Source organism: Arthrobacter sp. 10N43 (assembly GCF_056394525.1).
Genome location: NZ_JBFTIA010000005.1, coordinates 30,950 through 53,792 on the forward strand (window position 1 = coordinate 30,950; position 22,843 = coordinate 53,792).

Consider the following 22,843-nt stretch of genomic DNA (forward strand, 5'->3'; position numbering starts at 1 on the left):
TGTTAGATCTCCATCCCGAAGTGCTCGCTGAAACGTACGTCGCCTTCAATCATGTCGCGCATGTCGCCGACCTCGTTGCGGAACATGAGGGTGCGTTCAATGCCCATGCCGAAGGCAAAACCTGAATAAACGTCCGGGTCGATGCCGGCGGCGCGCAGGACGTTGGGGTTGACCATGCCGCAGCCGCCCCACTCGATCCAGCTGGGGCCGCCCTTGGCGCCCGGGTGCCAGATGTCCAGCTCGGCGGACGGCTCGGTGAACGGGAAATAGTTCGGGCGCAGCCGGATCTGGGCTTCAGCGCCGAACATCTGCCGCGCGAAGTGCTCCAGGGTGCCGCGGAGGTCCGCCATGCTGAGCTTCTTGTCGATGGCCAGGCCCTCGAACTGGTGGAACACCGGCGTGTGCGTCGCGTCGAGCTCGTCGGTGCGGAAAACCTTGCCCGGGCACAGCACGTAGATGGGCAGTTCGCGTTCCAGCATGGAGCGGACCTGGACCGGTGAGGTGTGCGTGCGCATGAGCAGGTGGGCCTCTGGCGGCTCGACGAAGAACGTGTCCTGCATGTCGCGGGCAGGGTGGTCCGGCTTGAAGTTCAGGGCATCGAAGTTGAACCATTCGGACTCGACTTCGGGCCCTTCGGCGATTTCCCACCCCATGCCGACGAAGATGTCCGCCACGCGGTCCTGCAGCGTGGACAGCGGGTGGCGCGCACCGGCACGACGGCGGCGCGGCGCCGCCGTGACGTCAACGGTCTCTTCGACCAGGATCCGCGCGTCGTTCTCCGCTTCGAGCTCGGTAGTCCGATCTGCGAGCGCCTTGTTGACGCGTCCGCGCGAGGCGCCCATGAGCTTGCCGGCGGCGGCCTTCTGGTCCTTGGGAAGCGCGCCGATCTCACGGTTGGCGAGGCTCAACGCGGACTTTTCGCCCGTGTGCGCGAGGCGCACGGCCTTGAGTTCATCGAGGGTCGCCGCGGCAGCGATGGCGGCGACGGCCTGGTCTACGGCAGCGGTAATGGCGGCTTCATCCAGAGGATTCGGGACGGCGGCGCCCGGCAAAGTTTCAGTCATCTACTGTTCTTAGCTACGAGTCGGATCATGCCAACTGCCTACGGCACGGGCACAGGGCGCGGGCGCGGGTAGCCGGCAAGGCTTATGGTCACAGTTCATTCTCACAGGTCACTGCATCAAACACAGGTCACTGCATTGGGGCCGGCCGAAATCGCTCCGGCAGGCGCCCACTCCAGTCTAGTAGACCGCCGTCAGCCGCACGGCAACGGCCAGGCGTTCGTGAAGCTTCCCTCCGGCAGCCCCCTGACCGCTTGGCACACCCCCGGCTACCATGGCCTCATGACGTCCGGACAGCGGCTTCGGCAGGTCGCCAACATGCTGAACGGGTCCACGCTCCTGGGCCTGCTGCTGGCAGCCTGCGCCCGGACATCCATCAGGTCCGGGCCGCGCGGACTGCTGATCGCGAGCCGCTACCGCTGGCGGCTGCCGTTTGCCGCGGCGTTCACGGTGGGCAACGTCATCGTGTTCCGCGCCGGCCCCGAATCCGCCGTCGCCAATCCAGCGCTCCTGGGACACGAGGAGCGCCACAGCACCCAGTACGCCTGGTGCCTCGGGCTGCCCTTCCTTCCGCTGTATTTCATCGCCGCGGGCTGGTCGCTGGTGCGCACGGGCAACCCGGGCAGCGCCAACATCTTCGAGCGCCACGCCGGACTGGAAGCGGGCGGCTACCCGTTGCCCGGCAGGTCGGGGACCCATCATTGGACCCACCAGAGAACGGGCGCAACCGCCCCCGAACGATATGAGGCCTGACATGGCAGAGCACCGCAGAAGCATCTCGGTCACCGGAACCGGCAGCGCCGAGGCGGTGCCGGACCTCCTGACCTTGTCGATCGGGGTCGAATGCCGCCGCGATACCGTGGCAGAGGCCTACGGCGATGCGGGAACACGGTCGGCCGCCATCACGGCGGAGCTCCGGCAACACGGCGTGGACAGCGCCGACATGTCCACCTCGGGGCTCAACGTGCGGGCCGAGGTGAACTGGCAGGACGGCCGCGGCCAGACCGTCACCGGCTACCTGGCCTCCAGCACGCTCACCGTCCGGATCCGCGGATTGTCCGAGTCCTCACAGATCCTTGCCGCGGCCGTTGCTGCCGGCGGCGACGCCGTCCGGCTCAACGGGCTGAGCCTCGGCTTCACGGATTCCGCCGCCGTCGAGGCGCGGGCACGCGAGGCCGCCTGGCAGGATGCCCGCACCACGGCCGAGCACTACGCCGCCCTCTCCGGGACCGGACTGGGCAAGGTCCTTTCCCTCACCCAGCACACCGGCTTCCAGGCGCCGATCCCTGTCGCGAAGATGCAGCGGGCGGTGGCCACGGATTCGCTCGCCGTCGAGGCCGGCGAGTCGAGCGTCGCCGCCACGGTGGGTGTCGTCTGGGAACTGCTCGACTGACCGCCCACACTCGGCCTCGCTGCCCTTTGGGTTGCGGGAGCGGCCACCGGCCCGCCTTGTGGTCTGCCCGCTAGTGCGTTGCGCCCGCAGAGAGCCGGAGGTCCGCCGTCGTCCCAAGCGTGGTGCGGACGACGACGGCGAGCGCCGCCGCCATCTGTTGCGCCGGCAGCGACGGGGTGCTGCTCCCGGCCGGAACCTGGGTGTCGGCGTAGGGGATGTGGACAAAGCCTCCCCTGGTGCCCGGAAGGAGCCGCAGGGCGTGCATGAGCGCGTAGAAGACGTGGTTGCACACATACGTTCCCGCGCTCTGGGATACTTCCGCCGGGATCTGCTCTGCCGTCAACGCCGCGAGCGCCGCCTTGATGGGCAGTGACGTGAAATAGGCGGCCGGCCCGTCCTGGACCACGGGTTCGTCCACGGGCTGGTTGCCGGCGTTGTCCGGGATGCGGGCGTCGTCGCAGTTGATGGCCACCCGTTCCAGCGAGATGCGCGACCTCCCGCCTGCCTGGCCGGCGCACAGCACAAGCTCCGGGCGGAAGCGTTCCATGGCTTCCTCCAGCGCCTTGGCCGAGGCGCCGAAGACGCAGGGCAGTTCCACCGCCCGGACGTCGAGCCCTTCGGCCTGGAGCTGCCGTGCCGCCGAACTGGCCGCGGCCCACGACGGATTGGCCGTTTCGCCGCCGAACGGCTCGAACCCGGTGAGGAGAATCATCGCCCCAGCCTAGCAACGCGGCCAACGCTGCGGCCGGCCCAGCTGCCCCGAACTATTTGCCCCACACTTCGCGGCCGATCCCCCGGAGACCCGCGGCACCCTTGACTTTTATTCGAACATACATTCGAATATAGGCATGAGATGGGACGCACAAGCACTCGAACGCGACGCATCCCCGGGTGCCCCAGCCGCTTCGCCGGGCACTGCCGCCCTGCTGCCCCTGGCCGGACTCGTGCGGTCCGTGTCCACCCCGGAGTTTGCCGGGATCACCTTCCATGAGGTCACCGCCAAATCGGTGCTCAACAAGGTGGTCGCCGGTTCGCGGATGCCGTTCGACTGGACCATCAACCCCTACCGGGGGTGCAGCCACGCCTGCGTCTACTGCTTTGCCCGCAAGAGCCACACCTATCTGGACTTCGATGCCGGTCTGGACTTTGACAGCCAGGTGGTGGTCAAGATCAACGCCGCCGAGGTCCTGCGCCGGGAACTGGCCAAACCCACCTGGCGGCACGAACACGTGGCCCTGGGCACCAACACCGACCCGTACCAGCGGGCCGAGGGCCGGTATCAGCTCATGCCCGGCATCATCGGCGCCCTCGCCGATTCCGGCACTCCCCTGTCCATCCTGACCAAGGGCACGCTCCTGGCCCGGGACATCCCGCTTCTGAAGCATGCCGCGGCCCAGGTGCCGGTCGGCGTTGGCATCTCCCTGGCGATGACCAACGAGCAGCTTTCAGAAGCCGTGGAGCCGGGCACGCCGGGGCCACGGGCACGGCTGAAGCTCGTCTCCCGGCTGCGGGAGGCCGGCCTGCCCTGCGGCGTCATGGCCATGCCCATCCTGCCGTGGCTCTCCGACGGCGACGACGCCCTCGACTCCCTCTTCGGCGCCCTGGCAGCAGCCGGGGCCACGGGGGTCACGGCCGGTGCACTGTACCTGAAGCCGGGTACCCGTGAATGGTTCATGCAGTGGATCGCCCGCGAACATCCGCAACTGGCCGGCAAGTACCGGCGCCTCTACGGCAGCGGTTCCTATGCGTCGAAGGAATACCGGGCCTGGCTGGCCGGCCGCATCCGCTACTTCAAGGACCTGCACGGCTTTTCGGGCTCGCAGGGATTCAGCCACAGGGATCTTGACGCCGGCAGCGACCATGACGACGCACGGCAGGAGGAAGCCCAGTACCCGGCCGGAAGCATCCCGGACACCGCCGGGCACGCAACCGCCGGCTACGCAAACACCGTGCATGCAAATGCCAGCCACGCAAACGCCGCCAACTCAAATACAGCCCAGCCGACACTGTTTTGATGGCGGTGCTGCCAGCGAGCTGTTCCCGAGGAACGCGACCAGCGAGCCGGATCCCCGGCGGGTGCTGGCCTTACAGCGCCTTGACCGCGCCGAGCACCTTCGCCAGCGAATCCTTGGCATCCCCGAACAGGAGGGTGGTCTTGGGATCGTGGAGGAGCTCGTTCTCGATCCCGGCGAATCCCGGGCGCATGGAACGCTTCAGGAACACGACCTGCTGGGCCTGGACCACCTCCAGGATGGGCATCCCGTAGATCGGCGAACCGGGAGAGGACTTGGCCGCCGGGTTGACCACGTCATTGGCGCCGACCACCAGCGCAATGTCCGTGGTCGCGAACTCCGGGTTGACTTCCGCCAGCTCCCGCAGCGACTCATAGGGCACGTTGGCCTCGGCCAGCAGCACGTTCATGTGGCCCGGCATGCGTCCCGCCACGGGGTGGATGGCAAAGACCACCTCCACGCCGCGGGCGGACAGGGCCTCGGCGAGTTCCGCCACGGTGTGCTGGCCCTGCGCCACGGCCAGTCCGTAGCCGGGAACAATCACCACGCGCTGGGCATAGCCGAGCTGGACGGCCACGTCCTCCGGTGACGAGGAACGCACCGGCCGGTCACTCAATGCGGTGGAACCCGCCGTCGAGCCGCCCTTGAACGCCCCGAACAGGATGCCGGCGACTCCGCGGCCCATGGCCGAGGCCATGACCTTGGTCAGGATGGTGCCGCTGGCGCCAACAAGCGTTCCCGCGACGAGCAGCAGGACATTCCCCAGGACCACGCCGGACGCTGCCACCGCCAGGCCCGTGAAGGCGTTCAGCAGGGAGATCACGATCGGCACGTCTGCCCCGCCGACGGGCAACACCAGGAGCAGCCCGGCCGCCAGCCCCAGGCCCAGCAGCGCGAGAGACCAGCCGAGCGACCCCGTCAGGACCACCAGCCCGCCCGAGACGACCGCTCCCAGCAGGACGGCCCCCATGACCCAGGGCATGCCGGGAAACATCAGCGGGCGGGTGCTGATGAGTTCCTGCAGCTTGCCCACAGTCACCGCCGAGCCGGCGAAGGACACCGCGCCCACCAGCATGGTGAAGACCACGGCCAGGCGGACCCACGGGTCCTCGTTGTGGCCAAGTTCCAGGACGGCGACCAGCGCGGCCGCACCGCCTCCGACACCGTTGAAGAGCGCCACCAGCTGGGGCATCTGGGTCATCTGCACCCGCCGCGCCACCGGGACGGCAACGGCGGAGCCGACGGCGATGGCGCCAAGGATGGGCGGAATGTTGTCCAGCCGCGCCGAGAGGAACACGGTGACCACGGCCAGGAGCGCCCCGGCGGCACCGATGAGGTTGCCGCGGCGGGCGGTCCGCGGCGTGCTGAGGCCCTTGAGCGCCAGGATGAAGCAGACGGCTGCCGCAAGGTAGAGCAGGGCGGTCCATTCGGCGGTCAGGAGGCTCATCGGACCTCCCCCGCGGCGCCGCCGGTGTGTCCGCCGCCGGAGTTCGCGTTGCTGATATGCCCGTCGCTGGTGGGTCCGTTGCCGGTATGCCCGTCGCTGGTGGGTCCGTTGCCGGTATGCCCGTCGCTGGTATGCCCGCCTGCTGCGGCGCCGCCGGCCTTGGTGGGGACGGTGCGCGCCGGGGTGCCTGACCGTTTGTGGGCGCTGAACATCTCCAGCATCCGGTCTGTGACCACGAAGCCGCCCACCAGGTTGACCGTTGCCAGAACCACCGCCAGCAGGGCAATGCCGAGCACCCACGGGTCGCTGGCTTGTCCGGCCACGATGATGGCGCCCACCAGGATGATGCCGTGGATCGCGTTGGCGCCGGACATTAGCGGTGTGTGCAGCTTGCTGGTGACCTTGGAGACCACTTCGAAGCCGACGAACACGGCGAGCACCACTACTGTCAGCAACGCGACCGGGCCCATCATGCCTCCGTTTCCAGTGCTGCTTCCAATGCTGCCGCGGTGGCGGCATGCCGCACGGCGCCGCCGTGGGTCAGGCAGGTCCCGGCGACCACGTCGTCCTCAAAGTCCGGGGCCACCGAGCCGCAGTCGGTCATGAGGGCGAGGAAGTTGCTGACGTTCCGGGCGTAGAGCCGGGACGCATCCGACGGCATGGCTGACGCCGCGTCCTGCAGGCCCACGAGCGTGACCGATCCGCCGTCGACCGGCACCTGGATGTCCTGGCCTGCGATCACGCCTTCGACGTTGCCGCCGGACTCCGCGGCGAGGTCGACGACGACGGAACCGGCCCTCATGCCGGCCACCATGGCGGTGGTCACCAGCAAGGGAGCGGGCCGGCCAGGTATGGCCGCCGTCGTGATCAGGATGTCCGCTGCGGCGACGTGCGGGGCGAGCAGGCTCCGCTGGCGTTGCGCCCGGTCCTCGCCGAGCTCACGGGCGTAGCCGCCGGTGCCTTCTGCCGCCGTATCAACGTCCAGGTTGATGAAGGTGCCACCCATCGAGGCGACCTCGTCGGCGGAAGCGGCCCGGATATCGTTTGCCGACACGCGGGCGCCAAGCCGCTTCGCCGTGCCGATCGCCTGCAGCCCGGCGACGCCGGCCCCGAGGACCAGTACCCGCACCGGCGGGATGGTTCCGGCTGCTGTCATGTACAGCGGGAAGAATCGCGGATACCGCACGGCGGCTTCCAGCACGGCGCGGTAGCCGGTGACCAGGGACTGAGAGCTGAGCGCGTCCATGGATTGTGCCCGGGAGATCCGCGGGAGCAATTCCAGGGCGAACGAGGTGATCCCGGCCGCTGCCAGCGCCCGGACGGCGGGCAGCTCCGATGCCGGCGATCCCAGGCCGATGGTGACCGTGCCGGGCCGGAGTCGGGCCGCTGTCTCGACCGTTAGCGGGCGGACATGCAGCAGGACGTCCAGGGCCTCGTACGGGAGCTCGGAGATCACCGTCGCTCCGGCCTCTTTGAAGGCTGCGTCCGCGAACCCTGCCTCGGTTCCGGCGCCGCTCTCCAGCAGGACATGGAGCCCGAGGGCCGTCAGCTGCTGGACCGTCTCCGGGGTGGCCGCAACGCGGCGCTCTCCGGTTCGCTGCTCTCGTCCGACACCGACCTGCACGGGCCACTCCTCTCGATTGCGTTCAGAGTAGGCATACCCCTGACGGTTTGGCGAGAGGCGGGCCCCGGAAGCCCGTCGGAGCGTCGGAGTCAGCGGCCGGGTGCGGCTCCCACTCCGCGGGGCCCGGTGGCGCGGACGGCAGCCAGCAGGGCTTCGACGATCGGAAGATCCGCGGGGATCCATGGCAGGTCCAGAACCTCGGCCGGGTTGCGGAGGTCCAGCCAGCGCAGTTGGTCGTGGTCCTCCAGCGGGCGGGGCTCTCCGTCGGCGAGCTCGGCGAACCAGACCCGCATGACCGCTTTCTCGTTAAGCGGCCAGCCGGCGGCGGCCTCCGCGGGCAGTTCGGTCCCGAGCCGGACCAGCACGCCCAGTTCCTCCCGGAGCTCGCGATGCAAGGCGTCTTCGGCTGCTTCGCCTGGCTCCACCTTGCCGCCGGGGAACTCCCACATGCCGGCAAACTGCGGGGGCGCCGTACGCCGCGCCACAAGGAGCTTTCCCGGTTCGGCCAGGGAGTCCACTACTGCGCCGCCAACGACGTCAATGAGTCCAGTCACGCCACCAAGTCTATGGTGACCGCTCGGCCGGGGCTCCGGCTACGGCGCCAGGCGCCGGGCGTCACGGCGGGGCAGGACCGGGACGGGCGTCACGGCGGGGCAGGACCGGGAGGCGGAAACCCGTGGCGGCCAGGTAGGGGACAATAGTGGAGGGACCGGCCGGACCAGCTGCGGAATATCCGGCGCCCCCTCCATGTTCTTTAAAGCATATTTATCTGGCCGACTCCTCCGGACTTTCCCGGAAAATCTCCCCGAAAAGACGAATGACAACCACCACACATGCCCCGGTATCGTCCAAGTCCGGCACCCGTCACCTTGCCCTGGCCATCATCGCCCTGGCGATGGGCGGCTTTGGCATCGGCACCACCGAATTCACCATGATGGGCCTGCTCAAGGAAATCGAGCAGGGCCTGAACATCAGCACCCCGGAGGCCGGCCACCTCATTTCGGCCTATGCCCTCGGCGTCGTGGTCGGCGCGCCGGTGCTGGCCGCCGTCGGGGCCAAGCTCCCCCGGAAGTACCTGGCGCTGGGGCTCATGCTCTTCTTCAGCATCGCCAACCTCAGTTCTTTCCTCGCCCCGGACTACGGTTCCATGCTGGTGTCCCGGTTCGCCGCGGGCCTGCCCCACGGCGCCTTCTTCGGGGTCGCGGCCGTGATCGCTGCTTCCCTCGTGGCGCCGACCAAGCGCGGGTGGGCCATTTCGATGGTCATGGCCGGGCTGACGGTATCCAACGTCATCGGCGTCCCCTTCGCCACCTGGCTGGGCCAGAGCTACGGCTGGCGGCTCCTGTTCCTGCTGGTCGGCCTGATCGGCATCATCACGCTCGCCATGCTGTGGAAGTTCGTGCCGTTCCAGAAGCCGCACGCGGATGCCAGCTTCCGCCGTGAACTGGGCGCGCTCAAACGGCTCCAGGTCTGGCTCGCCATCCTGGTCGGCATTGTCGGCTTTGGCGGTTTCTTTGCGACGTACACGTACATTGCGCACACCATGACCTCCGTGGCCGGGCTGCCCGCGCTGTGGCTGCCGCTGGTCGTGGCACTGTACGGAGTGGGCATGGTGGTGGGCAACATCGTTGGCGGCAGGATCGCCGACAGGTCTGTCATGGGCACCATCTACTGGGTGCTGCCCGCCACGGCGGTGGCGCTCGTGGTCTATGCCGTTGCGGTGCATTGGGCATGGTCCGCGCTGGTCATGGTGTTCGTGGTTGGCGCGGCCGGGTCCATGCTGGTTCCGGCCCTGCAGACCAGGCTCCTGGATGCTTCCCCTGACGCGCCGTCCCTGGCGTCCTCGCTCAACCATGCGGCGCTCAACGTCGCCAACGCCCTGGGCGCCTTCCTGGGCGGTCTGGTGATCGCCTGGGGCTGGGGTTACATCGCACCGGCACTTGTGGGCGCAGTCCTTGCCGTCCTGGGGCTCGGAGTCGCGGCCATCAGCGGCGCCGTGGAACGCAGGCGGCCGCTGGCGTCCTAGCCGCCGTTCGCCATTCAAACGCAGTGATCAAAAGAACGGCGGCCCCGTCCAGTTGAACTGGACGGGGCCGCCGTTTCTATGGTCTTTTCCGGGCGGTCAGGGGGCGCTGACGCGCTGCACGTCCGGTTCCAGGTAGATGACCCGGGCGATCGGGACCGCCGCGCGGATCCGGACCTCGGCGTCGTCGATCGCCTTGGCAATGTCCTGGCCCGAATCCGTGCGGGCGATGCTGATCTTGGCCGCGACCAGCAGCTCCTCGGGGCCAAGGTGCATGGTCTTGAGATGAATGATGCTGGTGCCGCCGGCTTCGATCGCGGTGCGGATCTTGGCCACGTCATCGCGCGTGGCCGACTCGCCCAGCAGCAGGGACTTGGTTTCCATGGCCAGCACCACAGCGATCGCGACGAGCAGCAGGCCGATCATCGCAGTGCCCAGGGCGTCCCAGATGCCGTTCCCGGTCAGGAGGGTCAGGCCCACGCCGAACAGCGCGAACACCAGGCCCACGAGGGCGCCGAAATCCTCGAGCAGGATCACCGGGAGCTCCGGTTGCTTGGCATTGCGGATGAACTTTACCCAGCTCTGCTTTCCCCTGAGGGGGTTGGATTCGATGATCGCTGTACGGAACGAGAACGACTCGGCAATGATCGCGCCGATCAGGACCGCGAGCGGAACCCACCAGAAGTCCCCCTCGATGGCGTGCGGGTGCTGGATTTTCCCCCAGGCCTCGTACAGCGCGAACAGGCCGCCGACGCTGAACAGCACAATCGAGACAATGAAGGCATAGATGTATCGCTCGCGGCCGTAACCGAAGGGGTGTTCGGGGCTGGCCTGCCGCTGCGCCCGCTTTCCGCCCACCAGGAGCAGCAGCTGGTTGCCGGAGTCCGCGAGCGAGTGGATCGCCTCCGCCAGCATGGACGAGGACAGCGTCAGGAAGTAGGCGACGAACTTCAAAACGGCGATGGTCAGGTTTGCGGCCAGGGCCGCGAGAATCGCCTTGGTACCGCCATTTGCAGCCACGTGAACTTCTCCTTATGGGGTTCTTCCGGGGTGGACACGGACACCGGAAGAACCCAGCGCCCACAAGGAATACCGTACCCGTTTCCGGGTCGCCGCCGAACCGCGAAAAGGGCCAGTGCGGCCACGTAACGATTGGGCATTCCCCTGCTGACAAGTAATCCGGCCTATGTTAGCTTGAAGCCATGTTCGGGATTCACAATTTGGATGCCGACAATTATGTAGGAGGAGACATGGGCTTTCTTGGCTGGATCATTCTCGGACTCATAGTAGGTGCAATCGTCAAGGCAGTTATGCCCGGCAGGGTCGGCGGCGGTTGGGTTACCAGCCTCGTGCTCGGCGTCGTCGGAGCAATTGTCGGCGGCTGGATCGGCGACCTTCTGTTCGGCGGCGGCAAGATGGAATTCTGGAATCTCGGTTCCTGGCTCCTGGCCATTGTCGGCGGCCTCGCCGTTGCGGGCATCTACGGCGCCATCACCGGACGCAACAAGACCACATAATTTCCCACTGCGCCGACCGCACACAGCGGATGCAGCGCCAGTAACAGTACGACGGCGGGACCCACCTTTCGGTGGGTCCCGCCGTTTGTTTGACGTGCTTTTACGTGAGGCGATTCGGCAGGAACGCGTTAGCGGCAAGTCCCTGCAACAGGCCCTTTGCAAAGTTCCTTACGTGGCCTGCTGGGAGCGGGCGCTGGCGTAGAGGCAGACGGTGGCTGCGGTGCCTAGATTCAGGCTTTCCGCTTCCCCATAGACCGGAACGGCCACCCGGTGGTCTGCCAGCGCGACCTCGTCCTCGGACAGGCCCTGGGCTTCGTTGCCGAAGAGCCAGGCGGTGGGCTTTTCGAGCGCGTAGACCGATTCGGCGTCCGAAGATCCCAGGCGTCGGGCCGCGTTTTCGTCCTGGAGTCGGTCCAGGTTCAGCTGGCCGTATCCGTCGGCGGCGAGCACGCCAATCCCCCGCTCCTTGCAGCGGGCCGCCACCTCCTCCACGTCTGCGCCGAGGACGATCGGCAGGTGGAAGAGGGATCCCGCCGTCGCGCGCACGGCCTTGGGGTTGTAGATGTCAACGCTGGATGCGGTCAGGATGACGGCGTCCGCGCCGGCCGCGTCGGCCGCCCGGAGCACGGTGCCGGCGTTGCCAGGGTCCCGGACCTGGCACAGCACGGCAATCAGCTGCGGGCCGGCGTCGAGGACCTGTTCAAGGCTCACGTCAAGGAAACCGCAGACCGCGAGGATGCCCTGCGGGGTGACCGTGTCTGCCATGGCGGCCAGCACTTCGTCGGTGGCGAGGTACGCCGTGGTGCCCTCGGCGAGTGCCTCCAGGTCCGGGTGCCGGTCCAGGCAGGCCTCGCTCGCGTAGACCTCATAGACGACGCCGGGCTGGCCCGCGGCAATCCTTTTCTGGTGCAGCGCCAAGGCCTCGCGCACGGCCTGCGGCCCCTCCGCCAGGAACTCGCTGCGCTTTAAACGCGCCGGGCGCCCGGCAAGTTGTGCCACCTTCCTCACCCGATCAGCTCGAGGATTGGAAAGTGCATTATCTTGCGGGCGCCCGGTTTCGTTCATATAAGAACCTTAGTTGCTTTCGTAGCCGGTTCTGGAACGAAGCAGTCTTTCGACTACGGCAGGAACTACTTTGCGGCCTCGGCGTCAGCCTTCTTGGCAGCAGGCTTCTTTGCGGGAGCCTTCTTGGCAGCCTTGGGAGCCGCGGCCTCGGCCTGGACGGCCGGAGCGGACGTGTCGGCGGGCAGCGAGTCCTTGGCGACCTTGACCAGCGCGGCGAAGGCGTTGGCGTCGGAAACGGCAAGCTCGGCCAGCATGCGGCGGTCAACCTCAACCTCAGCGGCCTTCAGGCCCTGGATCAGTCGGTTGTAGGTCAGGCCGTTGGCGCGCGATGCAGCGTTGATGCGCTGGATCCAAAGACGGCGGAAGTCGCCCTTCTTCTTCTTGCGGTCGCCGTAGCTGTACACAAACGAGTGCAGCAGCTGCTCTTTTGCCTTGCGGTACAGGCGTGAACGCTGTCCGCGGTAGCCCTTTGCGCGTTCGAGGATAACCCGGCGCTTCTTGTGGGCGTTAACCGCCCTCTTCACACGTGCCACGTGCGTACTCCTTAGAAAATTCTGATCCCAAGCGTCTACTGCCGGAACGGTCCGGCTGGCCTGAGAAGCCTTTTTGGTAGTTGACTGCTGCCAGGTGGCGAACAGTCAGAGAACTTGGAACTTAGATGCCGAGCATCTTCCGGATGACCTTGGCGTCGCCCTTGAAGACGATCTTGTCGCCGGCGAGGCGACGGGTCAGCCGCGAGGACTTGTGCTCGAGGTAGTGGCGGCGGTTGGCCTGCTGGCGGCGCAGCTTGCCGCTGCCGGTCAGCTTGAAGCGCTTCTTAGCACCACTGTGGGTCTTCATCTTCGGCATGGGAACCGATCTCCTTACGTATCCGCAGAAAAGTCTGCAGCTCTTTCGTGCAGCCGCCCCTGCAGGCGGCGTGCTGGTTGCTTGCTGCCGGACATTGCTGTCCGGCAGCCGTGAACTAGTTGGTCTTCTTGCTGCCAGGCTTGGCGGCAGCCCGGGGGGCGGCCGGCCGTGCGGCGGGCTTCGGCGCTGAAGGCCTCGGCACCGGCTTCGGAGCAGCAACCGGCTTCGGTGCCGCTGCCGGAGCCGCCGGAGCGGCTGCCTTTTCCTCGGGAGCCTTGGCTGCTGCCGCCGGGGCCGGAGCGGCCTTGGGAGCCGCAGGAGCCTTGGCTGCTGCCGGCTTCTCGGCCGCCTTTGGAGCCGCAGGAGCCTTAGCTGCCGCCGGCTTCTCGGCCGCCTTTGGAGCCGCAGGAGCCTTAGCTGCCGCCGGCTTCTCGGCCGCCTTGGGAGCAGCTTCCTTCGGTGCTTCCTGGACGGGAGCCTCCTCGGCTTTGGTCTCCTCGACCGGGGCCTGCGGAGCTGCCGTCTCTTCAACCTTGGTCTCTTCGACCTTGGTCTCTTCAGCCTTGGCCTCTTCGACCTGGGCTTCTTCGGCTGCGGGGGCTTCCGTTTCGGGAGCCTCCGCCGAAACGACGAAGCCTTCCGGCAGGAGGTCGGACAGCGACTGGGTCAGCGGGGCATTGCCACCGGAGACGTCGACGCGGCCCGAAGCCTTGGCCTCGTTCTCCGCCTTGGCTTCTGCGCGCTGCGTTGCGCGGCGGGCCTCCGCCTTGGCCTCGGCTTTGTTCTTCAGCGGGCCAACCACCATGACCATGTTGCGGCCATCGATCCGCGGGCTGGACTCCACCACACCAACTTCGGCGACGTCGTCGGCGAAGCGCTGGAGCAGTCGGATGCCCATCTCGGGACGCTGCTGCTCACGGCCGCGGAACTGGATCATGGCCTTGACCTTGTCACCGGCGCCGAGGAAGCGGAGCGCGTGGCCGCGCTTCGTCTCGTAGTCGTGGGTGTCAATCTTCAGGCGGAAGCGGATTTCCTTCAGGACCGTGTTGGTCTGGTTCTTCCGGGCCTCGCGTGCCTTGACAGCGGCTTCGTACTTGTACTTGCCGAAGTCCATCAGCTTGCACACCGGAGGCTTCGCCTGCGGCGCAACTTCAACGAGATCAAGATCGGACTCGGCAGCCAAACGCAGGGCATCCTCAATACGGACAATTCCTACTTGTTCGCCTGCAGGGCCGACCAGCCGCACCTCGGGGACGCGGATACGCTCATTGATTCTTGGCTCGCTAATGTTAAAGCTCCTGTGTTCGTGAGGGGTACTCCACCGGCAAAAAGAGAAGGCCCCCAATTGCCGGAGCAATCGAAGGCCTCGAGATCGGAGCTGCCAACCTCAGCGAGGGGCATGCACTTCCTGTGGACCTGAGTCCCAGGTAGCGCCCGACCAGTACCCGGCAACCTTGACTCCCGAAGGGAGGGGCTTCCCGAAGGAAGTTTCGCGGCTGACGCGGGTGGGAGAGATCTCCGCTTGCAAACTAAAGTCAACTCTACAGAAAGATGCCCGCTCAACGCACATGTGCGTCGCCGGGTGTCCCAAAAAAACGTGGATTCCAACTGACTTGGATTCAACTTGGATTCAAACTGCAAAATAGCGACATTTAGTCGGTCTGTGACAAGCTTACCAGCATGAGCACATCAGAGCGTAATTCCCACGTCTTCGAGCCCGCAGCCGCCCCGGCCGACGTCTCGGCGCAGATCCGCGACATCTCGGAAGTCCCCGCGATCGAGGTCATCACCACCGCCGCCGTCCACCTGATGAGCGCCGCCGCGGTAAAACTCGGCCTCGCAGCCGAGGAAAATGCCCAGGAACTCAAGGACCTGGACGAGGCCCGCAAACTGATCACCGCCCTGGCCGGCCTGGTGACCGCAGCGGCCCCGGAGATCGGCTCGCAGCACGCGGGTCCGTTGCGCGATGGACTGCGTTCGCTCCAGCTCGCTTTCCGCGAGGAATCGATCATTCCGGATGCGCCGGGCAAGGGCCCGGGCGAGAAGTACACCGGCCCGGTCAACTAGGCACAAACGTCAGCACCAAACCGGCGGCGGGCGGACCACTGAGGTCCGCCCGCCGCCGTCGTCGTTAACGCCCCCGGGCGCGCGCTGCCCGCGGCCTCAGCCCGGTCAGACCTGGGCGAGGCGGCGGCGGCGCACCTGCTGCAGGGCGAGCCCCACCAGGCAGAGGGCCACTCCGGCCAGTCCCACGGAGAAGAAGCCGGCAGAGGGGCCGATGACGTCGATGAACAGGCCCGCGAGCGGCGCACCCAGGGCCACGCCGCCGGTGAGTGCCGAACCGTACCAGCCCATCGCCTCGCCGCGCCGGCTCTCGTCAACAAGTTCGGCCACCTTTTCCGAGGCTGCGGACAACACCGGTGCGCACAGCAGACCCGGCAGCAACGAGAGCAGGCTGAGGGTCCAGACGTCGGTCGCGAAGGCCATCGGGATGGTCAGCGCGGACATCCCCAGCAACAGGAGGATCGGAGAAACGGGCCGGTGCATGGCGCCGTAGAGGATGCCGCCCACCACCGAGGCCGCGCACCAGAAGAGGAACACCATACCGATTTCGGCCTGGTGGCCGCCGGTCTGGAGAGCCGCAACGATGCCGACGTCGGTGCCGCTGAGGACCATGCCGGCACCGGCCGCTACAGCGAATACGGCTCCCACGGCAGCGGTGAACCAGCTGAAGTTGTGGATGACTCGGTGGCGCAGGCCGGAGCCCCGCTGGCGCCGTTCCTCGGCGGCGGCCGCCAGGGGTGCCAGTTCGGCTGCGGCCTCCTGCAGGTGGGCCGGCGCCGCGGCGACGATGGCGGCTTCCGCGCATTCCAGCTCCTGCGCCTCGAGTTCAGCGTCGGGGGAAGCGCTCCGGGTGGGCGGGTTGAACCACATGAGGAAGAGTCCCGAGACGGATGTGGCCACGCCCACGATGGTCAGGCCCAGGACGGACTGGCCGCTGGTGGCCACGACGGCACCGACTGCCGGGCCGATCATGAAGACCAGTTCGGTGGCGATGGCGTCCAGGGTGAAGGCCGTGCGGCGCTGTTCCCCGGGGGCCAGCACGCCCAGTGACTGCCGCACCACGCTGAAGATTGGCAATGTCAGCAGGCCCCCGACGAACACCAGGGGCAGCAGGACCTCGTAGGAGACGTGCGGCACGATCGACCAGATCACGGTCTCGGCGACGACGGACGGAATGAGCGCCTTACGCAGCCCCACGGTGTCGACCCGGCGCCCGCGCCAGGGCGCCCCCACGGCGATTCCGATCGTCATCACGGCTGCGGCTGCACCGGCAGCGGCGTAGCCCTGACCGAGGGTCAGGACGATGTGCAGGGTCAGCAGGACGCCCGCCGCCGAGTGCGGTATACGGGCGATCATCCCGACCAGCAGGAGCCGCCTGATGGGCCGGACGGCCAGCAGCTGACGGTAAAGCGCGAAGTTCACGGACTACATCCTTCTGGTACTGCCCACGGCAGCACCGGGGATGTCCCCCGTTGGGCCGTCAGCTATGGTGCTGCGCGCTGCAGCTTGACCTCGATCGAATCAACCCGCTCGGCAAAGATTTCATTCCGGGCCCAGGCGTTGTTGAGGCCGGCGACGACGGACTGCACGCCGGCGGCGTCGAGCCCGTCTTCAAGGTAGAGGACCACACGGAGTTCCGGGCCGGCTCCCCCACCGGGGAGACGCCTGCCATCGGCCGTGGCCGAGGCAACTCCACCCCCAGGATGAATTTCAACACGGCGGACCGCCGGAAAGCCAACTGCGCCTTCCCCGAGGGCACCGGCGAGATCCGGATCGGCATAGGACGGCGTCCAGGTCTTCTGCTGGGCGAGGGCCCAGACGGCCGGCCGGCGCACCACGAATGTCGCGTCGGAGCCGGGATCCAGTACCAGGAGCTGGGCGCCTTCCGCAACCGCAGACAGCGCGGCCCGGGCCGCGTACACGGCCACCGGCCTGGCCTCCGGATGCCACGCCTCCAGTGCCGCCGCCGAGGTGAATACCGGCATGGCGGTCCGCCCGTCCGGTGCCTTGAGCGTCACGAGGGCCATATCGGCCTGCTTGTCGCCGTGAAGTTCGTCCCCGCGGGGTCCAACAGCGCCTTCGTCCTCTTCGGCGAGCTGGGCGAGGATCGGCACGAACACCCGGGCGGTGGCCAGCGCGGCCACCACGGCCGCCTCGTCTCCCGTGCCCGCGGCGAGATCCGCCAGGGCCGCCAGGTAGCCGGCGTCGGCGGCGCCGTCGTCGTCCTCGAAGTTGTGGATCTTTGCGTCATCGCCGGACAGGCTGCGGCCTGCCCAGGGCTGGCCGGCGGAGTCCGTGGGCCCGCCGGCGCCGGCGAGGGCGGCCGCGATGTGGCCGGGCAGGTGCCGGACGGGTCCCGCTTCGGTGCCCGCCGGCAGTCCCGGCCCGGTTGGTTCGTGCGGCCCGGATGGTTCTTGCGGCCCGTGGGGGTGCGTCATGAGAGCTGACCGCCTAGCGGCGACCGGCGACGTCGAGGGCCTGGGGCAGCGTGAAGTTGCCGTTGTAGAGGGCCTTGCCGACAATGGCGCCCTCCACGCCTAGCGGCACCAGCGACCGCAGGACTTTCAGGTCCTCAAGGCTGGAAATGCCGCCGGAGGCTACCACCGGCTTCCCCGTCTTTTCGACCATCTGGCGCAGGAGTTCGACGTTGGGGCCCTGGAGCGTGCCGTCTTTGGTCACATCGGTGACGACGTACCGGGCGCAGCCGGCTTCCTCGAGGCGGCCGAGCACCTCCCAGAGGTCCCCGCCTTCCTTGGTCCAGCCGCGGCCGGCAAGTGTGGTGCCGCGGACGTCCAGGCCGACGGCGATCTTGTCGCCGAAGCGTTCGATCACCCGGGCCGTCCACTCCGGGTTCTCCAAAGCCGCCGTGCCCAGGTTCACCCGGGCGACGCCGAGGTCGAGGGCTTTTTCGAGGGATTCGTCGTCGCGCAGGCCGCCGGAGAGCTCGACTTTGATATCGAGCCGCCCCACGACCTCCCGCAGCAGTTCGGCGTTGGAGCCGCGGCCGAACGCGGCGTCCAGGTCGACCAGATGCACCCATTCAGCCCCCTGCTGCTGCCAGTTGAGCGCGGCCTCCAGCGGGGTGCCGTAGCTCGTCTCGCTGCCGGCTTCGCCCTGGACGAGCCGGACGGCCTGGCCGTTGACGACGTCGACGGCGGGCAGGAGCTCAAGTACGGGCAGCGGGGTTTCGGTGGTCATCGTGGGGTCCTCAGCTTGGGGATGGATACGTGGGAGCGCGGCGGGGTTGTCAGGACGCCGGCAGGGTCAGGAGGTAGGCGGCCAGGAGCGACATGCCGGCGAGGATGTAGAAGACGATCTGCACCCAGAGCGGACTTTTCTGCTGCCGGAAGGAGATCGCTCCGCCAACCAGGAGGCCGGCGAGGCCCATCAGCACCAGGGACCACATCTAGGCGGTCCGTTCCGGGGCGGCCGACTGTGCCGGGGCTGCGGGGCCCAGGCCCTGGACCCAGTTGCGAAGCAGCCGGGCGCCGGCGTCGCCGGACTTCTCCGGGTGGAACTGGGTGGCGCACAGCGGGCCGTTTTCCACGGCCGCGATGAACGGGGCTCCGTGGTCGGACCAGGTCACCAGCGGCGCCGCCATCCGGGGCTGGATGACGTCGAAGTCCCAGTGCTGGACACCGTAGGAGTGCACAAAGTAGAAGCGCTCGCCCTCTACGCCGGCGAACAGCTTGGACCCTTCGGGGGCAGAGACGGTGTTCCAGCCCATGTGGGGCACGACGTCGGCGGGCAGCAGTTCCACCTTGCCCGGCCACTCCCCCATGCCTTCGGCTTCCGTGCCGTGCTCGACGCCGGCCTCGAAGAGCACCTGGAGTCCGACGCAGATGGCCAGCACCGGCCGGCCTCCGGCGACGCGGCGGCCAATCATGCGGATGGCGTCAACGGCCTTGAGTTCGCGCATGACGGTTTCGAAGGCGCCGACGCCGGGCACAACCAGGCCGTCGGCATTGAGGACATCTTCGGGCTTGGAGCTGAGGACGACGTCGGCGCCGGCCCGTTCCAGCGCACGGACGGCGGACCGGACATTCCCGGAGCCGTAGTCCAGCACGGTAACGGTGGGCTTGCCTTCCGGGGACACCAGTTTGGTCCCGGCGGCGGGGTCGATGATGGCCCCGTCGCGCAGTACCGGGCCGGTCACAAGGCGCCCTTGGTGGACGGGATGCCCTCGACGCGGGGATCCGGTTCCACGGCCGCGCGCAGGGCCCGGGCAAAGGCCTTGAACTGGGCCTCAACGATGTGGTGGGGGTCGCGCCCGGCAGTGACGTTCATGTGCAGGCAGATCCCGGCGTGCAGCGTGATTGCTTCAAAGACGTGCCGGGTCAGGGAACCCGTAAAGTGGCCGCCGATCAGGTGGTATTCCTGGCCTGCCGGCTCCCCGGCGTGGACCAGGTAGGGACGGCCGGAGACGTCGACGACGGCCTGCGCGAGGGCCTCGTCCAGCGGAACGGTCGCCTCGCCAAACCGGCGGATCCCGGCCTTGTTGCCCAGGGCGGTCTTCAGCACCTCGCCGAAGGTGATGGCCACGTCCTCGACGGTGTGGTGGACATCGATGTGGGTGTCACCGGTGGCCTTGACGGTCATGTCAATCAACGAGTGCTTACTGAGGGCCGTCAGCATGTGGTCATAAAACGGGACCGTCGTGCTGATGTCCGAGACGCCGGTGCCGTCCAGGTTGATCTCGACCAGCACCGAGGACTCACTGGTGGTCCGTTCCATGCGTGCGGTCCGGCCCTCGGCGGCGGTGGATCCTGGGTTGCTCATGTAAATGTGTCCTTTGGAAGAAGGCAGGGGTGTTGGGCGGTCTGGCGGGACGCTCGGGCTCCCCACCAAGTCTAGGCCTGCGGCTTTGCGGAGCCTGTCAGGATGCGTTCAAGGGCCTCGAGGAAGGCTGTGGTTTCCGTCTCAGTGCCGGCGGTCACCCGAAGGTGCCCCGGAATGCCGACGTCGCGGATGAGGACACCGGCCTCGAGCAGGCCTTTCCAGACCTCGTGCGGGTTCTCCAGCCCGCCGAAGAACACGTAGTTCGAATCCGAGGCGGCCGGCCGAAGGCCCAGCCGGATCAGCTCCGACACGATCCGGTCGCGTTGGCGCTTGATGTCCTCGACGTCCGCCATGAGTACCACCCGGTGGCGCAGGGCGGCCAGGGCGGTGGCCTGGGTGATGGCGGAGAGGTGGTACGGCAGGCGGACCAGGCGCAGCGCGTCCGCGACCTCCGGGGCCGCGGCCATGTAGCCAAGGCGTGCGCCGGCGAGGGCGAAGGCCTTGCTCATGGTGCGCGAAACGATGAGCCGTTCCCGGCCCGGCAAGAGTGTGAGGGCACTGGGCGTGCCGTCGTGGGCGAACTCGTGGTAGGCCTCGTCGACGATCACAATGGTCTGGCTGGCCTCACCGGCGTCGTAGACGGCCTCGACCACGTCAAGCCCAAGACCGGTACCGGTGGGGTTGTTCGGGGAGCACAGGAAAACGATGTTGGGCTGGAGCTCGCGGACCTGCCGGGCCGCCGACTCCGCGCTGAGCCCATAGTCTGCCGCGCGGGCGCCGACGATGTACTCCGTGTCCGTGCCCGATGCCAGCAGCGGGTACATCGAATATGTGGGAGGGAACCCGAGGGCCGTCCGGCCGGGGCCACCGAACGCCTGGAGGATCTGCTGAAGGACCTCGTTGGAGCCGTTCGCGGCCCAGATGTTCTCCGCGTCCAGGCCGTGGCCAAGATATTCGGCGAGGGCAATACGCAGTTCGGTGAACTCGCGGTCCGGATAGCGGTTCAGCCCGGCGGCGGCGGCGCTTACGGCCTCGGTAATGGCCTCGCGGACATCGGCAGGGACACCATGGGTGTTCTCATTGACATTGAGCAGGATGGGGACGTCCAGCTGGGGCGCGCCATAGGGACGCAGGCCGCGCAGATTGTTTCGGAGGGGCAGTCGGTTGAGGCGCTCAAGCTGGTCAGTCACGTGACCAGTTTAAGTGGTAGCGGGACGGGCCCTGAAACTGTGACGCCCGCGACGGCACAAGAGGCCAGGTGGATGGAGCTACTTTGACGGCACGAACAGCTGCTGGCCCGGCATCACACGCGCGGCGTCCAGGTTATTCAGCTGCACGATATCGGCAACGACATCGCGGGGGTCGCGCTCCGGGGCGACGGAGCCCGCAATGGCCCAGAGGGACTCCCCCGGCTGCACTGTCACCGAAACGGTGGGCGTCAGCGAGAGCTGGTCCGCGGAATCCGCCGCTTTCGCGGGGGCGTTGAGGAATCCGCTGAACGAGAGGATGAGCGCCGCCAGCAGGATCAGCGGGACGCCAAAGAAGACGAAACGTCCGCGACGTGTGAGCCGCAGCGGCGGCTGCTTCCGGCTGACCGAAGCAACGGCACTCAGACCCTGCACCGCGGCCGGTGCCGCGGAAGGCCGCCGGCCGGCGCCAATCGGGTACACGTTGCCGTGGCTGCCCTGGCCGATGTTGCCGTGGCCGATGCTGCCGTGACCAGTGACGTTGTGACTCGCACGGCGCTGCTGATTCGTGACGCCATGAACAAAAGTGCCGTGAAACGCGCTTGAAGCTGACATGAACTGAGCCCTCCTGGACCATACGGTGCCGCCCGGCGTACTCCGCGTACTCGCCGCCAACCGACCGAACCTTCGAACATAGAACCGAACATTGCCTTCGGAGCCGGAGCTCCGAACTCGAACACATATTCGAACCTTGCTTGTTCTGTTTTAGCACTTACTAACGAACGATGTCGAGACTCGCTAGAACAAATGTTTGAAAAAGCCTTGCAGCTGGCCTATTTTTGAGGGACAGGACAACCACTTGTGACTCGAACACTTGCGACTCGAACTTTTACGACTCGAACATCGCCGGTTGATTCGAACATTGGTAGTTGATCAGCAGGGTCTGACATTTTCAGGCCGGAAGTTCCCGGTGACCAGACATGGCGGCCGGGCGGAACGGAAAGGCATTGGCGAACATGGCAGCACAAGCCACCGGCGGCAGGGCCTCCTCGCGGAGCCCACAACCCGCACGGGCCCCCAAAAGCCTCACCGTCCGGCAGAAGAAAATTCTGGAAACCATTCAGCGCTCCGTCACGGACAACGGCTACCCGCCCTCCATGCGCGAGATCGGTGACACCGTCGGCCTGGCCAGCCTGTCCAGCGTGACCCATCAGCTCTCCCAGCTCGAAAAGCTTGGCTACCTGCGGCGCGACCCCAAGCGTCCCCGGGCCATGGAAGTGCTCATGCCGCTGACCCTGGATGAGGGGACCACGGCGATTTCGGGGGTCGAGAAGTCCAGCGGCCTGCGGGCCGTCGGCGGCCTCTCGGTCACCGAACTCGCCAGCGCCACCGACACGGCAATGGTGCCGTTCGTCGGACGCATCGCCGCCGGCGGGCCGATCCTCGCGGACCAGGTGGTGGAAGACGTCATGCCGCTGCCCCGGCAGCTCGTGGGCCATGGCGAACTCTTCATGCTCAAGGTCGCCGGCGACTCGATGATCGATGCCGCCATCTGCGACGGCGACTGGGTGGTTGTCCGGCGCCAGGGCGACGCCGTGAATGGCGACATCGTGGCCGCACTGCTGGACGACGAAGCCACGGTCAAGACCTTCCGCCAGCGGGACGGCCACACCTGGCTGCTGCCGCAGAACACCCAGTACGAACCCATCCTGGGCGACCACGCCGTCATCATGGGCAAAGTCGTCTCGGTTCTCCGCTCCCTCTGACGGCTGCGGCCGGGGTCATCCCGGACCACGTACATCCAAAGAACACCTGCACCCAG

At 67.4% G+C, this 22,843-nt stretch carries 26 protein-coding genes; 7 read left to right on the plus strand and 19 right to left on the minus strand.

All coding sequences use genetic code 11. The annotated features are described in order from the left end of the window. Positions 1 to 2: 2 nt before the first annotated feature. Positions 3 to 1,064, minus strand: a complete 1,062-nt coding sequence (gene pheS / locus AC1DDO_RS11805; RefSeq protein ID WP_441409475.1) for a phenylalanine--tRNA ligase subunit alpha — start codon at positions 1,062 to 1,064, stop codon at positions 3 to 5. 279 nt (positions 1,065 to 1,343) lie between these two features. Between pheS and AC1DDO_RS11810 the strand changes: the two genes are divergently transcribed. Together AC1DDO_RS11810 and AC1DDO_RS11815 are read left to right on the plus strand one after the other, a co-directional pair. Further along, entirely contained in the window at positions 1,344 to 1,814 is a 471-nt protein-coding gene (locus AC1DDO_RS11810; protein WP_476971859.1) for an eCIS core domain-containing protein, read from the plus strand. Position 1,815: 1 nt separating this feature from the next. Beyond that, positions 1,816 to 2,454, plus strand: coding sequence for an SIMPL domain-containing protein (locus AC1DDO_RS11815; protein ID WP_476971860.1), 639 nt, complete (start codon positions 1,816 to 1,818; stop codon positions 2,452 to 2,454). Between the two features lie 70 nt (positions 2,455 to 2,524). Here AC1DDO_RS11815 and pcp read toward each other — a convergent pair whose 3' ends face one another. Next, a complete protein-coding gene (pcp, locus tag AC1DDO_RS11820) occupies positions 2,525 to 3,166 on the minus strand; it encodes a pyroglutamyl-peptidase I (protein ID WP_476971861.1) in 642 nt (213 codons plus the stop codon). Positions 3,167 to 3,302: 136 nt separating this feature from the next. On the opposite strand from pcp, the gene AC1DDO_RS11825 reads away from it, so the two are divergent. Next, entirely contained in the window at positions 3,303 to 4,469 is a 1,167-nt protein-coding gene (locus AC1DDO_RS11825) for an Rv2578c family radical SAM protein (RefSeq protein ID WP_476971862.1), read from the plus strand. Between the two features lie 70 nt (positions 4,470 to 4,539). Here the strand turns inward: AC1DDO_RS11825 and AC1DDO_RS11830 are convergent, their stop codons facing one another. The 4 genes from AC1DDO_RS11830 to AC1DDO_RS11845 form a co-directional block, all read right to left on the minus strand. Next, a complete protein-coding gene (locus AC1DDO_RS11830; RefSeq protein ID WP_476971863.1) occupies positions 4,540 to 5,913 on the minus strand; it encodes an NAD(P)(+) transhydrogenase (Re/Si-specific) subunit beta in 1,374 nt (457 codons plus the stop codon). Further along, the gene (locus AC1DDO_RS11835; RefSeq protein ID WP_476971864.1) at positions 5,910 to 6,386 is read right to left on the minus strand and encodes an NAD(P) transhydrogenase subunit alpha part 2; all 477 of its coding nucleotides are present in this window, start codon (positions 6,384 to 6,386) and stop codon (positions 5,910 to 5,912) included. The genes AC1DDO_RS11830 and AC1DDO_RS11835 overlap by 4 nt, the downstream gene beginning before the upstream one ends. Further along, the gene (locus tag AC1DDO_RS11840; RefSeq protein WP_476971865.1) at positions 6,383 to 7,537 is read right to left on the minus strand and encodes a Re/Si-specific NAD(P)(+) transhydrogenase subunit alpha; all 1,155 of its coding nucleotides are present in this window, start codon (positions 7,535 to 7,537) and stop codon (positions 6,383 to 6,385) included. Before AC1DDO_RS11840 ends, AC1DDO_RS11835 begins: the two co-directional genes overlap by 4 nt. Positions 7,538 to 7,626: 89 nt before the next feature. Continuing rightward, on the minus strand, positions 7,627 to 8,091 hold the full coding sequence (locus AC1DDO_RS11845; protein ID WP_476971866.1) for a (deoxy)nucleoside triphosphate pyrophosphohydrolase: 465 nt from the start codon (positions 8,089 to 8,091) through the stop codon (positions 7,627 to 7,629). Positions 8,092 to 8,354: 263 nt separating this feature from the next. On the opposite strand from AC1DDO_RS11845, the gene AC1DDO_RS11850 reads away from it, so the two are divergent. After that, the gene (locus AC1DDO_RS11850; protein ID WP_476971867.1) at positions 8,355 to 9,563 is read left to right on the plus strand and encodes an MFS transporter; all 1,209 of its coding nucleotides are present in this window, start codon (positions 8,355 to 8,357) and stop codon (positions 9,561 to 9,563) included. 96 nt (positions 9,564 to 9,659) lie between these two features. On the opposite strand, the gene AC1DDO_RS11855 is transcribed toward AC1DDO_RS11850, so the two are convergent. Beyond that, positions 9,660 to 10,580, minus strand: coding sequence for a cation diffusion facilitator family transporter (locus tag AC1DDO_RS11855; RefSeq protein ID WP_441409465.1), 921 nt, complete (start codon positions 10,578 to 10,580; stop codon positions 9,660 to 9,662). A gap of 230 nt (positions 10,581 to 10,810) precedes the next feature. On the opposite strand from AC1DDO_RS11855, the gene AC1DDO_RS11860 reads away from it, so the two are divergent. After that, on the plus strand, positions 10,811 to 11,077 hold the full coding sequence (locus tag AC1DDO_RS11860) for a GlsB/YeaQ/YmgE family stress response membrane protein (protein WP_090956472.1): 267 nt from the start codon (positions 10,811 to 10,813) through the stop codon (positions 11,075 to 11,077). Positions 11,078 to 11,245: 168 nt separating this feature from the next. Here AC1DDO_RS11860 and AC1DDO_RS11865 read toward each other — a convergent pair whose 3' ends face one another. The 4 genes from AC1DDO_RS11865 to infC all read right to left on the minus strand — a co-directional run bounded on the left by AC1DDO_RS11865 (position 11,246) and on the right by infC (position 14,237). Beyond that, complete coding sequence (locus AC1DDO_RS11865; protein ID WP_476971868.1) at positions 11,246 to 12,142, minus strand: TrmH family RNA methyltransferase; 897 nt, start codon at positions 12,140 to 12,142, stop codon at positions 11,246 to 11,248. A gap of 65 nt (positions 12,143 to 12,207) precedes the next feature. Further along, positions 12,208 to 12,675 (minus strand): 50S ribosomal protein L20, encoded by a 468-nt coding sequence (gene rplT / locus AC1DDO_RS11870; RefSeq protein ID WP_476869310.1) that lies wholly within the window; start codon positions 12,673 to 12,675, stop codon positions 12,208 to 12,210. A 121-nt stretch (positions 12,676 to 12,796) separates the two neighbouring features. Further along, positions 12,797 to 12,991, minus strand: coding sequence for a 50S ribosomal protein L35 (gene rpmI, locus AC1DDO_RS11875; protein ID WP_009358635.1), 195 nt, complete (start codon positions 12,989 to 12,991; stop codon positions 12,797 to 12,799). Between the two features lie 115 nt (positions 12,992 to 13,106). Then, positions 13,107 to 14,237, minus strand: coding sequence for a translation initiation factor IF-3 (gene infC / locus AC1DDO_RS11880; RefSeq protein WP_476971869.1), 1,131 nt, complete (start codon positions 14,235 to 14,237; stop codon positions 13,107 to 13,109). 434 nt (positions 14,238 to 14,671) lie between these two features. Between infC and AC1DDO_RS11885 the strand changes: the two genes are divergently transcribed. Further along, entirely contained in the window at positions 14,672 to 15,058 is a 387-nt protein-coding gene (locus tag AC1DDO_RS11885) for a DUF1844 domain-containing protein (protein WP_441409461.1), read from the plus strand. 105 nt (positions 15,059 to 15,163) lie between these two features. Here AC1DDO_RS11885 and AC1DDO_RS11890 read toward each other — a convergent pair whose 3' ends face one another. The 8 genes from AC1DDO_RS11890 to AC1DDO_RS11925 all read right to left on the minus strand — a co-directional run bounded on the left by AC1DDO_RS11890 (position 15,164) and on the right by AC1DDO_RS11925 (position 21,636). Further along, positions 15,164 to 16,477: an MFS transporter gene (locus AC1DDO_RS11890; RefSeq protein ID WP_476971870.1), complete on the minus strand. Its 1,314-nt coding sequence runs from the start codon at positions 16,475 to 16,477 to the stop codon at positions 15,164 to 15,166. A 62-nt stretch (positions 16,478 to 16,539) separates the two neighbouring features. Continuing rightward, positions 16,540 to 17,493: an SseB family protein gene (locus tag AC1DDO_RS11895; protein WP_476971871.1), complete on the minus strand. Its 954-nt coding sequence runs from the start codon at positions 17,491 to 17,493 to the stop codon at positions 16,540 to 16,542. A 13-nt stretch (positions 17,494 to 17,506) separates the two neighbouring features. Continuing rightward, positions 17,507 to 18,253 (minus strand): bifunctional 1-(5-phosphoribosyl)-5-((5-phosphoribosylamino)methylideneamino)imidazole-4-carboxamide isomerase/phosphoribosylanthranilate isomerase PriA, encoded by a 747-nt coding sequence (priA, locus tag AC1DDO_RS11900; protein WP_441409458.1) that lies wholly within the window; start codon positions 18,251 to 18,253, stop codon positions 17,507 to 17,509. A gap of 49 nt (positions 18,254 to 18,302) precedes the next feature. Beyond that, positions 18,303 to 18,461, minus strand: coding sequence for a hypothetical protein (locus AC1DDO_RS11905; protein WP_476869314.1), 159 nt, complete (start codon positions 18,459 to 18,461; stop codon positions 18,303 to 18,305). Continuing rightward, positions 18,462 to 19,211: an imidazole glycerol phosphate synthase subunit HisH gene (gene hisH / locus AC1DDO_RS11910; protein ID WP_476971872.1), complete on the minus strand. Its 750-nt coding sequence runs from the start codon at positions 19,209 to 19,211 to the stop codon at positions 18,462 to 18,464. Further along, positions 19,208 to 19,834, minus strand: a complete 627-nt coding sequence (gene hisB / locus AC1DDO_RS11915) for an imidazoleglycerol-phosphate dehydratase HisB (RefSeq protein ID WP_476869316.1) — start codon at positions 19,832 to 19,834, stop codon at positions 19,208 to 19,210. Before hisB ends, hisH begins: the two co-directional genes overlap by 4 nt. Before the next feature lie 71 nt (positions 19,835 to 19,905). Then, the gene (locus AC1DDO_RS11920; RefSeq protein WP_476971873.1) at positions 19,906 to 21,024 is read right to left on the minus strand and encodes a histidinol-phosphate transaminase; all 1,119 of its coding nucleotides are present in this window, start codon (positions 21,022 to 21,024) and stop codon (positions 19,906 to 19,908) included. Positions 21,025 to 21,102: 78 nt separating this feature from the next. Next, positions 21,103 to 21,636, minus strand: coding sequence for a LysM peptidoglycan-binding domain-containing protein (locus AC1DDO_RS11925; RefSeq protein ID WP_476971874.1), 534 nt, complete (start codon positions 21,634 to 21,636; stop codon positions 21,103 to 21,105). 401 nt (positions 21,637 to 22,037) lie between these two features. On the opposite strand from AC1DDO_RS11925, the gene lexA reads away from it, so the two are divergent. After that, entirely contained in the window at positions 22,038 to 22,787 is a 750-nt protein-coding gene (lexA, locus tag AC1DDO_RS11930; RefSeq protein ID WP_441409453.1) for a transcriptional repressor LexA, read from the plus strand. The last annotated feature ends 56 nt before the right edge of the window (positions 22,788 to 22,843 follow it).